Origin of the sequence: Actinomyces sp. oral taxon 171 str. F0337, assembly GCF_005696555.1 — a bacterium.
In the GTDB taxonomy this organism is placed as follows: Bacteria; Actinomycetota; Actinomycetes; order Actinomycetales; family Actinomycetaceae; genus Actinomyces; species Actinomyces oris_E.
The window spans coordinates 2015654-2030473 of record NZ_CP040005.1 but is presented as its reverse complement, the minus strand read 5'-3'; the positions used below and the strand labels follow the sequence as shown (position 1 = coordinate 2030473).

Sequence of the window (14820 nt, the reverse complement as noted above, 5' to 3'; positions counted from 1 at the left end):
GAGATCGCGGGGCGCGGGGGACGGCCGGGGATCCTGCGGTTCGGAGGTTCCTCTCAAGACATCCGAGGGGGTGAATGTGAAATGGATTGACCGACTGGTTGCAGATGTGTAACGTGCCTCTCATGCCCAAGTCGACGCGCGTCGACAATGTGGGTCCTTCCGGAACGGAGCCGGTGGGCTCCGCAACAGTTTCAAGGAGGAAACACACATGACACCCCTACCCCGTCGTCAGTTCATCCAGGGCTCGGCCCTGGCTGCGGCGCTGGCCTCCGTCGGGGCCTGCTCCACCTCTCGCGGAGACGACGACGGTCCCGTCACCTTTGAAGGCACCGGACCAATCACCTGGGTCCAGGGCAAGGACAACTCGGCCGGCAAGGTGCAGGCCAGGATCGATGAGTGGAACAAGGCCAACCCCGGTGAGGAGGTCAAGCTCATTGAGCTCTCCGCCGAGGCCGACCAGCAGCGCACCGCCCTCGTCAACGCCGCCAGAATCAACTCCAACGCCTACGACGTCGTCTCCCTGGACAACGTCTGGGTCTCCGAGTTCGCCGCCAACCGGTGGGTGGTCGAGCTGCCTCAGGACGAGCTCAAGAACGACGACATCCTCGAACCCGTGTGGAAGACGGGCGTGTACAAGGACAAGCTCTTCGCGGTTCCCTTCGTCACTGATGCGCCGGTGATGTTCTACCGCAAGGACTTCCTGGCGAAGGCCGGTGTGGCGGTCCCCAAGACCTGGGATGAGGTCAAGGCCGCCATCGACAAGGTTCGGGCCCTGCCCGAGCACAAGGACATCGGTGGGTTCGGCGGTCAGTTCGCCAAGTATGAGGGCCTGACCTGCTGCGCCTCGGAGTTCATCCACACCGCCGGCGGTCGCTTCTATAACGACGACGCCCAGGTCATCCTTGACTCCACCGAGTCGGTCACCGGTCTGCAGTGGCTCATCGACGGCTTCGCCAAGGGCTACATCCCCAAGGAGTCCCTGGAGTGGAAGGAGGAGGACGGACGTAACGCCTTCGAGGCGGGCGACCTCCTGTTCTACCGTCAGTGGCCCTACCAGTACGCCAACAACAAGGAGTCCCTGGGGCCGGACAAGTTCGACGTCGCCGCCCTGCCGAGCATCGACGGCAAGCCATTCGTGCCGACCCTGGGTGGACACAACTGCGCCATCACCAAGGGTTCCAAGAACAAGGCAACTGCCTTGAAGTTCGTCAAGTGGTGGATCAACGAGGAGTCCCAGCGCTACCAGCTCAAGACCCAGACGCTCGCCCCGATCCTCGGATCCCTCTATGAGGATCCGGAGCTTCTCAAGGAGTTCCCCTACCTGCCGATCCTCAAGAAGAGCCTCGAGAACGCCAAGAGCCGTCCTCAGGCCGTCTACTACGGCGACGTCACCGCGAAGATCCAGGACAACATCTATCCCGCGATCCAGCAGCCGGGGAGCCGGTCCGCCAAGGACGTCATCGCTGCCCTGAGCAACGACCTGAAGAAGCTGGAGGGGTAAGGCCACAGCAACGGCCGCCGCCGCGGGCGGCGCCCCCTGAGACAAACCGGTCATGTCAACAAGGACGGTCAAAGGACAGTCATGAGTACAACGACGCACTCCGAGCAAGTCGTCAATCACCAGTCCAAGAGCTCCAAGGCCCAGGCCCGTCTGGCCTGGCTGCTCATCTCGCCCACGGTACTGGTGCTGACGATCGTCATTCTCATCCCCATCGCGCAGTCCCTCTACCAGTCGCTCTTCGGGCGGCCCCGTTTGGAGGACGACGGCTTCTTCTCCACCACTGAGCCCTTCGTGGGGCTGAAGAACTACACCGACATCTTCTCCAGCGCCGGTGAACGGTTCTGGGTGGCCTTCTACAACACGACCCTCTTCGGCGTGGTTACCGTGGTCCTGGAGACCATCCTGGGTGTGGCCATGGCTCTCATCATGCACAAGGCGATGAAGGGGCGCGGTATCGTGCGCGCCTCCATCCTCGTGCCCTGGGCGATCCCGACCGCTGTCTCCGCCATCCTGTGGGGCTGGATCTTCAACCAGAACGGTGTGGCCAACGCGATCCTGGGCCAGCACGTCATGTGGGCCTCGGGGGACCTGAGCGCCAAGATGGCCATCATCATCGCCGACGTGTGGAAGACGGCGCCCTACATCGGGCTCCTCACTCTGGCTGGGCTTCAGCTCATTCCCGATGAGGTCTACGAGGCCGCCAAGATCGACGGTGCCAGCGCCTGGAAGCGCTTCACCTCCATCACCCTGCCGCTGGTCAAGCCCGCGCTCGTCGTGGCCGTGGTCTTCCGAGCACTGGACGCCCTGCGGATGTTCGACCTGCCCTACATCCTCATCGGTCCCAGGAAGGGCAGTGTGGAAACCCTCTCCATGCTGGTCCAGGACGAGAGCTCCAACTCCCGCTACGGCAGCGCAGCGGCCTACGCCCTCATCCTGTTCCTCTACGTCTTCGTCTTCGCCGTCGCGTTCTTGAAGATCACCAACACCGACCTCAGTGGTAACGATGAGGCCCGACGCAAGCGCAATGAGCGCAAGCTGCCGGTCAGTGCCTTCTTCAAGCGCTCCGGCTCCTCCACCCCGGCCTCCCAGACGGCTACTGAAAGGAGCCAGCAGGCATGAGCACCTCCACCGCCGCACCCGTCCGCAAGACCAAGAGGGACTGGGGAAGCCTCTTCTCCACCGTCGGAATCGTCCTCATCGTCATCTACTGCCTGGCGCCCTTCTACTGGATGCTGGTCTCCTCGCTGCGCCCCGACAGTGAGATCTTCGAGAACAGCTGGTGGCCCCGCCACCCCTCCTTCGAGAACTACAAGGCGGTCTTCTCCGAGAAGAACGACTTCGCCAACGGCCTCATCAACTCCCTGGTCGTCTCGATCATCGTGACGATCGTGGCGCTGGCCGTGGCGACTTTCACCGCCTACGCCTTGGCGCGCCTCGACTTCCGGGGCAAGGGTCTGCTGATGCTCCTCATCATCGCCACCTCGATGTTCCCGCTCGTGGCCATCATCGTGCCGCTGCTGAAGAACTTCGCCGCCTGGGGGTGGACGGACACCTACCAGGCGATGATCGTCCCGGACCTGTCCTTCTCGCTGCCGCTGGCTGTGTGGAACCTGACGAGCTTCTTCCGGCAGATGCCCCAGGAGCTCGAGCAGTCCGCCATGGTCGATGGATGCACCCCCGGCCAGGCCTTCCGCAAGGTGATCCTCCCGCTGGCCGCGCCGGGAATCTTCACCACCGCCATCATCATCTTCATCGGCGCCTGGAACGAGTTCCTCGTGGCCGTCACAATGATCATCAACCCCTCCATGCAGCCGGCCACGGTGCTGCTGTCGAAGTTCACCGGGGACTCTCAGTTCAACACGCCCTTCGGCTCACAGATGGCGGCCGGAGTCATCATGACGCTGCCGTTGGTCATCATGGTGCTGCTCTTCCAGCGTCGGATCGTGGCCGGACTGGCCGCAGGAGGCCTCAAGCAGTAGAGCCGGCGCAGCCCGAGCCCGGCTCACTGGAGAGCTGGCCCATGACCAACGCGTCTCTGTGGGGGCGGCAGCACCACGCCGCCCCCACAGAGAACGTTCAGGACTACACTGGTCGCCCCCGACCTCCCTCTTCACCATCCCTCGTCTTCATTCAACTGGCCGCAGTGCCGCGGCCCGACCAGGACCTGTTCATGACCTCGACCAGCGCTCGTCCGCAGGGCCTCCTGCCGCGCACCGACACCGACGCCTGGTGGCGCGATGCCGTCATCTACCAGATCTACCCCCGCTCCTTCGCCGACGCCAACGGCGACGGCATCGGCGATATCCAGGGAATCAGGGAGCACGTCGACCACCTGGCCGCACTCGGGGTGGACGCCGTGTGGCTCTCGCCCTTCTACCCCTCGCCCCAGGTGGATGCCGGCTACGACGTCTCCGACTACTTCGACCTGGCCCCCGAGTACGGGTCCCTGAAGGACCTCGACGCGCTCGTCGCCGACCTCCACGAGGCCGGCATCCGCGTCATCATCGACCTGGTCCCCAACCACTCCTCCGACCAGCACGCCTGGTTCCGCGCCGCCCTGGATGCGGGCCCGGGGTCCCCCGAACGTGACCGCTACATCTTCCGCCACAGCGATGACGGCCCCCCGAACAACTGGGGCTCCCTCTTCGGCGGGCCGGCCTGGCAGCCGGTGGAGCCGCTCACCGGCCGCAGCGAGGACCGGGGCTGGTGCTACCTCCACCTGTTCGCAGCCGAGCAACCCGACTTCAACTGGTCCAACGAGGACGTCCACGAGCACTTCCGCGCCTTCCTGCGCTTCTGGGTGGAGCGCGGTATCGACGGGTTCCGTGTGGACGTCGCGCACGGCCTGGTCAAGGCCGAGGGACTGCCCGACGACGACCTTGGCCCGGACCGGTGGAACGTCGCCGACTCCCGGGACGGGGACACGGCCCGAGAGAAGCTGCCCGACGTCGGGCCGGCCTTCAACCAGCCCGGGGTCCACGACATCTACCGCGAGTGGCGCCGTGTCCTGGACGAGGTCGGCACGGACATCCTCCTGGTCGCCGAGGCCTGGGTGCCCACGGAGGCCGACGCCGCCCTCTACGTGCGCGCCGACGAGATGAGCCAGGCCTTCAACTTCCCCTTCCTGACCACAGGATGGGACGCCGACGGGCTGCGCCGCGTCATCGACGTCTCCCTGAGCGAGTACGGCGCCGTCGGAGCCCCTTCCACCTGGGTGCTGTCCAACCACGACGTCGTGCGCCACGCCTCCCGCCTGGCCTACCCCGCCGACATGGACACCGATCCCGGGATCGGCCCCAAGGATCCCCAGCCCGACACCGCGCTCGGCCTGGCCCGGGCGCGCGCCGCCACCCTGTTCATGCTGGGGCTGCCCGGCAGCGCCTACCTCTACCAGGGCGAGGAGCTGGGGCTGCCCGAGCACACCACCATGGAGGACGAGGCCCGACAGGACCCTCTGTGGGAGCGCACCAACCACCTCGTACCGGGGCGCGACGGCTGTCGGGTCCCCCTGCCCTGGACTCGAGACGGGGCCTCCTACGGCTACAACGCCACCGGCCGTACCTGGCTGCCCCAACCCGAGGGCTGGGGCGAGTACTCGCCCCAGGTCCAGGAGGAGCGCGAGGACTCCACCCTCGCTCTGTACCGGCGGGCCATCGCCCTGCGCCGCGAGCTCCGACTCGGGCGCGGGTCAGTGGAGTGGCTGGACAGTGAGCCCGGGGTCCTGCTTCTGCGCAACGGCACCACCGGGATCGTCCTCAACACTACTGAGCACCCGGTGGTGATCGAGGGATGTGGCAAGCCCCTCATCGCCTCCTGGCGCCGGACTGACCCGGACGGGGCGGATTCAGTGGATGCGACGGACGCAGCGGATGCCTTCGTCGTACCGCCCAACGGTGCCTGCTGGCTGGATACGTCCGCTGGAGAAACCGATGGCGGCGACCCGCGCTGACGTAGCTCGGGCGGCGGGTGTATCGCCCTCGACCGTCACCTACGTCCTGACCGGTCAGCGCTCGACGCGTTCGAGTACCCGGCAGCGGGTCATGCGGGCCGTGCGCGAGCTCGATTACCACCCCAACACCGCCGCCCGCTCACTGGCTTCGCCGGTGCTGCGCACCGTGGGGGTCCTGTTCCGGCGCCAGCGCTCCACCATCGACGCCAATGACCTCGACTACGTCGATGGTGTGCGCCGGGCTCTGGCTCCCAGCGGAATCCAGGTCGTCATCCCGGTCATGACCTCCTCCACGCCGTTGATCGAGCTGCGCTCGCTCGTGCGCTCCGGCGCCCTGGGTGGGGTGGTTCTCATGGACCTGGCCGACGGCGATGAGCGCGAGGCGATGCTTCTGGAGGAGAAGATCACCACCGTCCTTATCGGTTCCTCCGATCGAGCCGGCGGAGCGCCGGGCATTGACACGGACTTCGCTCAGATGGCGCACGCCGGCGTGGAGCACCTGGCCGGTCTCGGGCACCGTCGCATCGTCGCGCTCATGCGGGAGACCACCGACGACGACGCTCACGCCCGCCAGGACCAGGCCCATGAGCTCCTGCGCGCAGCGGATGATCTGGGAGTGGATGTCCTGGTGCGCCAGGTGCCGGAGGCGGCGCTGGCCGGCGCCGGCATCGTGGGAGCCGACGGCCTCATCGAGGGGTGCAGTGCCGTCCTGTCCAACAATCCCGCCGCTGTGGTGGGACTGTCCTGCGCGGCGCAGGCCCACGGGCTGTCCGTCCCTGCGGACCTGTCCGTGCTCACCCTCGGGATCACCCAGGACAGCGGCCGCCAGGGGGAGGCCTTCAGCGAGCTCAGTGTGGACCGTGAGGCCATGGGGGCTGAGGCTGGCTCGCTCCTGCTGGCCCGCCTTCGGGGAGAACCGGACCCGGCCCAGCACCTTAGGCTCATGCCCGCCGTGCTCACCGACCGCGGCTCAACGGCGCGCCGCCGAGCTGATGGCATGGATACGGGGCAGCCTCTTCGGCAGAGAACCGAAGGCGTGAACATGCCCGGCAGGGTCTAGAACGACGACGGTGGCGCCGCCCCGAAGAGGTGGCGGCACCACCGTTCGTCACAGGACCGGGTACTCGCGGCTCACTTCTTCTTGGCCGGGGCCTCGCCGAGCTCGGCGGCGGTCACGGCCACCGGGGAAGCGCCTTCAGCCGAGTCGGCTGTCGGGGCGACCTGCTCCACGGTGAAGGGGCCGGTCACCTTGGCGGCCTCCGTCAGGTCTGCACGCACCGCCTCGACGGCCTCTGCGTACTCGGGCCGGTCGACAGCAACGGCCAGCGCCACCGAGAGGATCGGAGTCTTCTGGCTCGTCTTGGCCTCCGACTTCACCTTGCGCAGCGCCGCCAGGGCGACTCCCGCGCGAGCGACGAGCTCTGCGTCGGCCCCGGCGGAGGCCTCCCGCAGACCGCCGGACTGCGGCCAGGCCGCCCGGTGCACCGAGCCGCTGCGGTACCAGCTCCACACCTCCTCGGTGGCGAAGGGCAGGAAGGGGGCCAGCAGGCGCACGAAGGTGTCTACGGCGATCGCCAGCGTCGCCCGCGCCGAGCGGACGGCGTCGGCGTCGTGAGAGCCGTCGAAGTCGTTGGCCCGGTCCTTGACCAGCTCGATGTAGTCGTCGCAGAAGGTCCAGAAGAAGGACTCGGTGACCTCCAGGGCCCGGGCGTGGCCGAACTCCTCGAAGGCCGCCGTGGCGGCGTCGACGACGTCGGCCAGGGCCGCCAGGACCGCGCGATCGATCGGCTCGCTGACCACCGAGGCATCCAGACAGGGGGCGGGGGCCGCGGCCACGGTGGCCTCGTCGGCGTCCCAGGGGATCCCCATAGACAGGGCGAACTTGGAGGCGTTGAGGACCTTGATGGCCAGGCGACGGCCGATCTTGATCTGGGTCTCCTCGAAGGCCGCGTCCAGGCCCAGGCGGGCCGAGCTTGCCCAGTAGCGCACGGCGTCGGAGCCGTACTGCTCCAGCAGGCCCATGGGGGTGACGACATTGCCCTTCGACTTGGACATCTTCTTGTGGTCGGAGTCCAGGATCCAGCCCGACAGGCCGGCGTTCGTCCACGGCAGGGCCGCGAACTCCAGGTCCGCGCGCACCACCGAGGTGAACAGCCAGGTGCGGATGATGTCCTGACCCTGTGGGCGCAGGTCCATCGGGTAGACCCGGCCGAAGAGGTCCTCATCGCTCAGCCAGCCCGAGGCCAGCTGGGGCGACAGGGACGAGGTGGCCCAGGTGTCCATGATGTCGAGCTCGCCGACGAAGCCGCCGGGCTCGCCGCGCTGGTCCTCGGTGTAGCCGGCCGGGACGTCTGAGGACGGGTCCACAGGAAGCTCGGACTCGGCCGGCGTCAGGATCGCGTCGTAGTCGACCTCGCCGTCGGCGTCGACCTCGTACCACAGCGGGAAGGGGACGCCGAAGAAGCGCTGACGCGAGACCAGCCAGTCGTTGTTGAGGCCGCGCACCCAGTTCTCGTAGCGCACGCGCATGAAGTCGGGGTGGAACTCCAGCTGGCGGCCGCGCTCGAGCAGCTCCTCGCGCAGATCGGTGCCGGAGGCCGGGTTCGTCCACTCCTTACCGCCGTTGCGGATGTACCACTGGCGGGAGGTGACGATCTCCAGGGGCTTGTCGCCCTTCTCGAAGAAGTTCGTTTGACGCACCGTCTTGACGGGCTCGCCGCGCATCTCGCCTGTCTGAGCCAGACGGGCCACGAGGGCCTCGCGGGCGGAGAAGGCGGTCTTACCGGCCATGTCCTCGTACATCTCACGGCCGGCCTCGGAGGTGATCCACTCGGGAGTCTCGGTCTCGACGCGCCCGTCCTTGCGCAGGATCGCGCGCAGCGGCAGCTGCAGGTCGCGCCACCAGTCGATGTCCGTGGTGTCACCGAAGGTGCAGCACATGGCGATCCCGGCGCCCTTGTCCTTCTCCGCAGCCGGGTGCGGCAGGACCGGCACCTCGACGCCGAAGACGGGGGAGGACACGGTGGTGCCGAACAGGGGCTGGTAGCGCTCGTCGTCGGGGTGGGCCACCAGGGCCACGCAGGCGGGCAGCAGCTCGGGGCGGGTGGTCTCGATGCACACGTCGACGCCGCCCTCCACCGGGGCACCGGCGGCCTCGGCCTTGGCGGCGGCCTCCTCATCGACGATGTGGAAGGCCAGACGGTGGTAGAAGCCGGGGTACTCGCGAGACTCCAGCTCTGCCTGGGCCACCGCCGTCTGGAAGGTGACGTCCCACAGGCCCGGCGCCGCCGCCTGGTAGGCCTCCCCGCGCTCGAGGTTGTGCAGGAAGGCGGTCTGGGCGACCTTGCGGGCCCGCTCGCCGATGGTCTGGTAGGTGTGCGACCAGTCCACGCTCAGACCGAGCCTGCGCCACAGGGCCTCGAACTGCTTCTCGTCCTCCACCGTGAGGCGCTCGCACAGCTCGACGAAGTTGCGACGCGAGACCGGCACCTGGTCGCGGGCCTTGATCGACTTGCCCTCCCCGCCGGTGTGCGGGGGCGTGAAGTCCGGGTCATAGGGCAGGGAGGGGTCGCAGCGCACCCCGAAGTAGTTCTGGACGCGGCGCTCGGTGGGCAGGCCGTTGTCGTCCCAGCCCATGGGGTAGAACACCGCCTTGCCGCGCATGCGCTGGAAGCGGGCCACGGTGTCGGTGTGGGTGTAGGAGAAGACGTGCCCCACGTGCAGGGAGCCGGAGACCGTCGGCGGCGGGGTGTCGATGGAGAAGACCTCGGCGCGCTCGGCGCTGCGGTCGAAGGCGTAGGTCCCCTCGGACTCCCAGCGCTCGCCCCAGGTGGTCTCCAGGCCGTCGGTCGACACCTTGGCCGGCACTCGCGGGCTGTGGGGCTCGGAGGGCAGCAGGCGGCTGGACGATGACGGGGGAGCGGCGTGGCTCGTGGGGGTCTCAGACATGGGGTCGATTCTGTCACGGCCCGGCCTGGGCCCTCGACACGGTCCGATGTGAGGTCGATGGGCGTCGGCACCGCTTCACGCTCCTCATAGACAAGGATCCGGGTTACGAAACGGGCGCGGATTGGTACGCTTGTACCAATACGGATCGAGGGGGACCCGCAGAGGCCCCGGGCCGCAGTCGAGGAGGACGCCCATGGATGAGGGACCGGTGGAGCACAAGGACCCAGCGGCGCAAACGATGTCGGGCGTCTCGCGGGACCCGTCAGAGGCCGGCGGGGAGGCCGGTGCGGGCACTACCGACCGTCTGCGGGAGCTCAGCGAGCACGCCGGTGTGCTCAGCCGCAAGAACACCCACCTGGCCAACGCCCTCAGGGCAGCGCGCCAGGAGCTGGCGGCCCTCCACGAGGACGTCAAGGCCCTTCAGCTCCCGCCCCTGGCGCACGCCACCGTCCTGGCCGTGGACGCCACCGAGCGCACCGCAGATGTCTCCATCGCCGGGAGGCGCCACCGGGTGGGCGTGGGGCCCGCCGTCGTGTCCTCCTCCCTCCACGCGGGTGACGACGTCGTCCTCAACGAGCACCTCGTCATCACCGCCACCACCCCCTCGCCGCGATTCGGGGAGGTCGTCACCGTCAAGGAGACCTACGACGACGGCACCGTCCTGGTCCTGGCCCGCCACGACGAGGAGCAGGTCCTCAGCCTCTCGGCGACCCTGAGCGACCACCGCCCCCGGGTCGGCGACGCCCTCGTGGCCGACCTGGCCGTGCGCATGGCGCTGCGCCCCGTGGTGCGCTCCGAGGTCGAGGAGCTCGTCCTGGAGGAGGTGCCCGACGTCGGATACGGTGACATCGGAGGACTGGGCGAGCAGATCGAGCTCATCCGCGACGCCGTCGAGCTGCCCTTCCTCCACCCCGACCTCTACCGCGAGCACCGGCTCACCCCGCCGCGCGGGGTGCTGCTCTACGGGCCGCCCGGATGCGGCAAGACCCTCATCGCCAAGGCCGTCGCCGCCTCCCTGGGGACGGGAGGGCGGGGCGAGGCCTACTTCCTCAACATCAAGGGCCCCCAGCTGCTGGACAAGTACGTGGGGGAGACCGAGCGGCGCATCCGCGTCATCTTCGCCCGCGCCCGGGAGAAGGCGGCCACCGGGGTGCCCGTCGTCGTCTTCTTCGACGAGATGGACTCCCTGTTCCGCACCCGCGGGTCCGGGAGGTCCTCGGACGTGGAGACCACCGTGGTCCCGCAGATGCTCGCCGAGATCGACGGCGTCGACGAGCTCGACAACGTCGTGGTCATCGGCGCCACCAACCGCGAGGACATGATCGACCCGGCGATCCTGCGGCCGGGCCGCCTCGACGTCAAGATCCGCATCGGACGGCCGGACCGGCGCGGAGCCGCCGAGATCCTGGCGACCTATCTGACACCGGACCTCCCCATCAGCGAGGAGCTCCTGGCCGCTCACGACGGCGCGCAAGGGGCAGTGGATGCTCTCATCGAGCAGGTGATCGAGGCCCTCTACACCCGCCGCCGCGCCACCGAGATGGTCGAGCTCACCCGCTCCGACGGGCAGGTCGAGATCCTCCACGTCGCTGACCTCGTCAGTGGCGCCATGCTCGCCAACATCGTCGACCGCGCCAAGAAGGCGGCCGTCAAGGACCTGGTCACCAACGGCAGGCGCGGCCTGACGCAGGAGCACCTGCGCCGCGCCGTCATTGAGGAGATCATGGAGAACGAGGGCCTGCCCGCCACCGTCCACCCCGATGACTGGGCCCGCGTCAGCGGGCGGCGCGGCACACCCGTGGTCTCCATGAGCGTGCTTCAACGCGAGCGGGAGGAGTGAAAGCAGTGGCGCCGGTGAGCACTCAGCGGGTCCCCGGCCGTGAGGTCACGGTCATGGGTCTGGAGACCGAGTACGGCATCCTCGGGGCCGAGCCCGAGGACGTCGTGGCCGCCTGCCTGGAGGCCGAGGGCCAGGCGGGGCGCAGCCGGGGCGTGCGCTGGGACTACTCCGGCGAGTACCCCCTGCGTGACGCCCGCGGCTTCGAGGTGGACCACTCAGCGGCCGACCCCTCCATGCTCACCGACATTCCCGGAGCCGCCTCCGTCGAGGCCCCCGTCCCCGGGCGGGTGCGCACCACCGCCGTCGTGCGCCTGACCGCCCAGGAGGAGGCCTGGCAGCGCGGTACCGCCACCTGCGTGGGCACCGGCGGGCGTCTCTACGTGGACCACGGGCACCCCGAGTACGCCACCCCCGAGTGCACCGGTGCCGCGCAGGCCGTCCTGGCCGACCGGGCGGGGGACCTCCTGGTGGCCAGCGGGGCCGAGCAGCTGCGCCGGCGCGGGGTGAAGGCCCGACTGTTCAAGAACAACGTCGACGGCAAGGGCGCCACCTACGGCACCCACGAGAACTACCTCGTGCCCCGCGCCCTCGACTTCGACGACCTCGTTCAGGCCCTGGTCCCCCTGCTCGTGGCCCGCCCGCTCCTGGTGGGCTCCGGCCGGGTCGGCACCGGCGCCATCGGCCAGGGTGCCGACTTCCAGATCAGCCAGCGGGCCGACTACCTGGAGAGGATCGTCGGGCTGGGTACCACGGTGGACCGCCCCCTGGTCAACACCCGCGACGAGCCCCACTCCGACCCCCAGCGCTGGCGCCGTCTCCACCTCGTGGCCGGCGACGCCAACTGCTTCGACACCATCGCCTGGCTCAAGCTCGGTATGACCGCCCTCGTCCTCCAAGTGCTGGCCGACGGCGTCCCCGCCTCCTGGCGCCGCCTGCGCCTGGCCGACCCCGTGGCCCAGGCCCGGGACGTCTCCCGCGACACCCGCCTTCAAGGAGTGCTCGAGCTCGCCGACGGCCGCCGCCTGAGCGCCCTGGAGATCCTGGAGCACTACCTTCAGACGGTGCGCAGCCACCTGATGGACCACGGCCGCCCCGCTCCGGCGCCGACAGGCGACCCCCTGCGCCCGGACCTGGCTGCGCTGGCCGACGGCGCCGACACCGACGGCGCCGAGACCGGTGCGATCCTCGCCTTCTGGGAGGCCTCGCTGGCCTCACTGCGCGAGCTGCAGGCCCAGTGCGCCGATCACGACGAGCCGGTGGAGTCGCAAGGAGCCGCCGGGCACCTGGAGTGGGTCGCCAAGAAGCAGCTCCTGGACGCCACCGCCCGTCGCCATCCCGGCACCCGCGGACACGACGTCCTCCACGCCGTTGACCTGGCCTGGTCCGAGCTCTCCCCAGCCGGGAGGGGCCTGGCCGAGCGAGTACCCGCCGGTGTCGCCGCGCGCGGTGGGCTCAGTGATGACGCGTTGGAGGCGGCCCTCGCCGAGCCGCCCACCACGACCCGGGCCTGGCTGCGAGGTAGGCTCGTGAGCGCCTTCCCCGGGCAGGTGGTCGCCGCCGGTTGGCACTCCATGGTCCTGGAGACCGGTGAGAGGGCCCAGCGTCGCCTGCCCCTGACCGACACCCTGTCCTTCACCCGCGCCGCCACGGCACCGGCCCTCAAGGACGCCGCCGACGTCGTCGAGATCCTCGCGCGCCTCACGGGCGAGCGTCCCGGCGACCCGGTGCGGGCCACCGAAGCAGTGACCACATCCGCCACCCTGTCAGGAGAGCAGACATGAGTGAGTTCGCCCAACCGTCCCGCAGCCGTCAGGATGACCCCGCCCCCGACGACGACCCGACACCCGCCCCCGGCGGTCCCGCCCGGGGCCAGGGCCTGGACTCGGTGCTGGACATGATCGATGACGTCCTGGCCGTTGACGCCCAGGAGTTCGTGCGCGGCTTCGTCCAGAAGGGCGGCCAGTGAGCACCATCGCCCCGGGGCCGCGCGTCACCGGCCTGGAGACCGAGTTCGGCGTCCTGTGCGCCCCCGTCGGGACGCCGGAAGCGGTGAAGGCGGACCTGCCGGACGTCGAGCGGGCGGCGGCGCTCATCTTCCGTCACCGGCCGGTCGGCTACCGCAGCACCAACCTCTTCCTGCCCAACGGCGGGCGCCTCTACCTCGACATCGGGGCCCACCCCGAGTACGCCACCGCCGAGTGCGTGAGCGTGCGCGACCTCGTCGCCCAGGACCAGGCCGGGCGGGCGATCCTGGCCGCCATGGCGGAGCGGGCCGCCACAGGCCTCGCCCAAGAGAGGGCCCCTGTCCGCTTCCACCTCCTGGCCAACAACACCGACTCCGCCGGCCACACCTACGGCTGCCACGAGAGCTACTCCGTACCCCGCAGCCTGCTCGACGCCACCGACCACCCAGCCGGCGCCGGCACTGATACCACCATGGCGGTCCTCACCTCCTTCCTGGCCACGCGCCCAGTCCTGGTCGGCTCCGGGCGCTCGCTGGCAGGCGGCCCAGCGGGGCCGAGCGAGGACAGTCGCGGTGCGGGGGACGAGGAGGCTGCCTGGGGCCTGTCGCCGCGCGCCCCCACCTGCAGGCCCTGACCTCGGCCGACACCACCGGGCAGCGCGCCCTGGTCAACACCCGCGACGAGCCCCATGCCGACGCCACCCGCCTGCGCCGCCTGCACGTCACCTGCGCCGACACCACCATGGCCGAGCCGACAACGGGGCTGCGCAGCGCCGTGACCCTCCTGCTCCTGGACGCCCTCGAGGCCGGCTGGGACTTCACCGACCTCATCCTGGCCGACCCGCTGGCCACGCTGTCCGCACTGGGGGAGAGCCCCTGGGGAGACGTTCCCGCCATCACCGTCGACGGCCGCCGCCTGAGCGCCGTCGACATCCAGGAGGCCTTCCTGGAGCGGATGACCTCCTACCTGGGCGACGCCGGAGTACCGGACTTCCTCCGCGGCGCCGATCACCTGCTCACCGACCTGGCGCCACGCGTCATCTCCGCGCTGCGTCGCCACGACGACGGCGCTATCGACACCGAGATCGACTGGGCCATCAAGCGTCGCCTCATGCGCGCCCAGCGCGAGCGCCACCCCCAGCTGTCCGGCCAGGCCCTGGAGGCCCTGCGCTCGCGGGTGGATCTGGCCTACCACGACCTCAACGCCGAGACCGGGCTGGTACCGCGCCTGACTGCCCAGGGGGCCATGGCGCACCTGTGCGAACCGGAGGAGATCGAGCGCGCCCGTCAGATCCCCCCGGCCACGCGCGCCGCCCTGCGCGGAGCCTTCGTGGCGGCCTGCCTGCAGGTGGGCGCCGACTTCTCCGTCTCCTGGGAGAGCCTGCGCCTGGACTCGCCGCCCACCGCGCCCGTGGACCTGCCCGATCCCCTGGAGACGGTCCACGATGCCGCCGAGTCCCTGACCCAGCGGGTGCGATGCCTGCGTCCCGAGGAGATGCACCGCATCGACCTCGTGGGCCGCGGCGGCCTGGGCGCGCCGGGCTGAGGCTACTGCGGGCCTCGCCGCGACTCTCTTCAGTGCCGGTTGACTACCCGGTTCTCCTCTCCTTTCAACGGTT

At 69.5% G+C, this 14820-nt stretch carries 11 protein-coding genes; 10 read left to right on the top strand and 1 reads right to left on the bottom strand.

All coding sequences use genetic code 11. The annotated features are described in order from the left end of the window. Window positions 1–208: 208 nt before the first annotated feature. The 5 genes from FBF36_RS08880 (at window position 209) to FBF36_RS08860 (ending at window position 6510) form a co-directional block, all read left to right on the top strand. Window positions 209–1501, top strand: coding sequence for an ABC transporter substrate-binding protein (locus tag FBF36_RS08880; RefSeq protein ID WP_009398741.1), 1293 nt, complete (start codon window positions 209–211; stop codon window positions 1499–1501). An 81-nt stretch (window positions 1502–1582) separates the two neighbouring features. Further along, on the top strand, window positions 1583–2620 hold the full coding sequence (locus FBF36_RS08875; protein ID WP_009398743.1) for a carbohydrate ABC transporter permease: 1038 nt from the start codon (window positions 1583–1585) through the stop codon (window positions 2618–2620). Next, window positions 2617–3480 (top strand): carbohydrate ABC transporter permease, encoded by an 864-nt coding sequence (locus FBF36_RS08870; RefSeq protein WP_009398745.1) that lies wholly within the window; start codon window positions 2617–2619, stop codon window positions 3478–3480. Before FBF36_RS08875 ends, FBF36_RS08870 begins: the two co-directional genes overlap by 4 nt. Window positions 3481–3671: 191 nt before the next feature. Then, a complete protein-coding gene (locus FBF36_RS08865) occupies window positions 3672–5450 on the top strand; it encodes a glycoside hydrolase family 13 protein (RefSeq protein WP_034493653.1) in 1779 nt (592 codons plus the stop codon). After that, window positions 5431–6510, top strand: coding sequence for a LacI family DNA-binding transcriptional regulator (locus FBF36_RS08860; RefSeq protein WP_009398749.1), 1080 nt, complete (start codon window positions 5431–5433; stop codon window positions 6508–6510). Before FBF36_RS08865 ends, FBF36_RS08860 begins: the two co-directional genes overlap by 20 nt. Window positions 6511–6581: 71 nt before the next feature. Here the strand turns inward: FBF36_RS08860 and valS are convergent, their stop codons facing one another. Continuing rightward, window positions 6582–9398, bottom strand: a complete 2817-nt coding sequence (valS, locus tag FBF36_RS08855) for a valine--tRNA ligase (protein ID WP_009398751.1) — start codon at window positions 9396–9398, stop codon at window positions 6582–6584. Between the two features lie 193 nt (window positions 9399–9591). Here valS and arc point away from each other — a divergent pair, with 193 nt between their 5' ends. Genes arc through FBF36_RS13675 form a run of 5 tightly spaced genes read left to right on the top strand, consistent with a single transcriptional unit; the run spans window position 9592 to window position 14747 of the window. Continuing rightward, on the top strand, window positions 9592–11238 hold the full coding sequence (gene arc, locus FBF36_RS08850) for a proteasome ATPase (RefSeq protein ID WP_009398753.1): 1647 nt from the start codon (window positions 9592–9594) through the stop codon (window positions 11236–11238). A gap of 14 nt (window positions 11239–11252) precedes the next feature. Then, the gene (locus FBF36_RS08845; protein WP_225792331.1) at window positions 11253–13019 is read left to right on the top strand and encodes a proteasome accessory factor PafA2 family protein; all 1767 of its coding nucleotides are present in this window, start codon (window positions 11253–11255) and stop codon (window positions 13017–13019) included. Next, window positions 13016–13204: a ubiquitin-like protein Pup gene (locus FBF36_RS08840; RefSeq protein ID WP_138137393.1), complete on the top strand. Its 189-nt coding sequence runs from the start codon at window positions 13016–13018 to the stop codon at window positions 13202–13204. Before FBF36_RS08845 ends, FBF36_RS08840 begins: the two co-directional genes overlap by 4 nt. Further along, on the top strand, window positions 13201–13836 hold the full coding sequence (locus FBF36_RS13680; RefSeq protein ID WP_263970018.1) for a proteasome accessory factor PafA2 family protein: 636 nt from the start codon (window positions 13201–13203) through the stop codon (window positions 13834–13836). The genes FBF36_RS08840 and FBF36_RS13680 overlap by 4 nt, the downstream gene beginning before the upstream one ends. Next, on the top strand, window positions 13797–14747 hold the full coding sequence (locus FBF36_RS13675) for a proteasome accessory factor PafA2 family protein (RefSeq protein WP_318655714.1): 951 nt from the start codon (window positions 13797–13799) through the stop codon (window positions 14745–14747). Before FBF36_RS13680 ends, FBF36_RS13675 begins: the two co-directional genes overlap by 40 nt. Window positions 14748–14820 lie beyond the last annotated feature (73 nt).

Coding starts and splice junctions, on each gene's coding strand:
- valS (WP_009398751.1), bottom strand. CDS start 9,398: ATGTCTGAGACCCCCACGAGCCACGCCGCTCCCCCGTCATCGTCCAGC.
- FBF36_RS08880 (WP_009398741.1), top strand. CDS start 209: ATGACACCCCTACCCCGTCGTCAGTTCATCCAGGGCTCGGCCCTGGCT.
- FBF36_RS08840 (WP_138137393.1), top strand. CDS start 13,016: ATGAGTGAGTTCGCCCAACCGTCCCGCAGCCGTCAGGATGACCCCGCC.
- FBF36_RS08875 (WP_009398743.1), top strand. CDS start 1,583: ATGAGTACAACGACGCACTCCGAGCAAGTCGTCAATCACCAGTCCAAG.
- FBF36_RS08865 (WP_034493653.1), top strand. CDS start 3,672: ATGACCTCGACCAGCGCTCGTCCGCAGGGCCTCCTGCCGCGCACCGAC.
- FBF36_RS08870 (WP_009398745.1), top strand. CDS start 2,617: ATGAGCACCTCCACCGCCGCACCCGTCCGCAAGACCAAGAGGGACTGG.
- arc (WP_009398753.1), top strand. CDS start 9,592: ATGGATGAGGGACCGGTGGAGCACAAGGACCCAGCGGCGCAAACGATG.
- FBF36_RS08860 (WP_009398749.1), top strand. CDS start 5,431: ATGGCGGCGACCCGCGCTGACGTAGCTCGGGCGGCGGGTGTATCGCCC.